The 427-nt window shown below is 59.0% G+C and carries 2 protein-coding genes; both read left to right on the top strand.

What is annotated here, in order from left to right; genetic code table 11:
- A partial coding sequence (locus EOE48_RS28930) for an alpha/beta fold hydrolase (RefSeq protein ID WP_148239835.1) occupies positions 1-186 on the top strand: 186 nt, incomplete at its 5' end.
- The coding region (locus EOE48_RS28925; protein WP_187371604.1) for a peptidylprolyl isomerase at positions 180-427 on the top strand (248 nt) is incomplete at its 3' end. The genes EOE48_RS28930 and EOE48_RS28925, both read left to right, overlap by 7 nt.

Here is a 427-nt window from a genome sequence, read left to right as displayed (position 1 = left end):
GACCACGATTACACCCCGATACAACTGAAAGAGCGTTACGTGGCCCTGATGCCGAACGCCAGGCTGGTCGTTGTCGACGATTCCCGGCACGCTACGCCCCTCGATCAACCCGAGGTCTTCAACCAGACCCTGCTGCAGTTCCTTGCAGCCGCTTCCACCTCTCAAGGATCTTTGAGCCCATGCTGAAAAAACTCCTGCTCACCGCCTGCTCGGTCGCCTTCGCCACCAGCGTCATGGCTTCCGACAAGACCCCGCACGTCATGCTCGACACCAGTTTCGGCCAGGTCGAAATCGAGCTGAACGCCGAGAAGGCGCCGATCAGTACCAAGAACTTCCTCGAGTACGTCGACAGCGGCTTCTACAACAACACCATTTTCCACCGCGTGATCCCCGGCTTCATGGTCCAGGGCGGCGGCTTTACTGACCA

The sequence above is a fragment of the Methylobacterium oryzihabitans genome, assembly GCF_004004555.2.
Lineage (GTDB): Bacteria > Pseudomonadota > Alphaproteobacteria > Rhizobiales > Beijerinckiaceae > Methylobacterium > Methylobacterium oryzihabitans.
The sequence above is the reverse complement of the archived record's forward strand: the minus strand, read 5'-3'. Positions and strand labels throughout refer to the sequence as shown.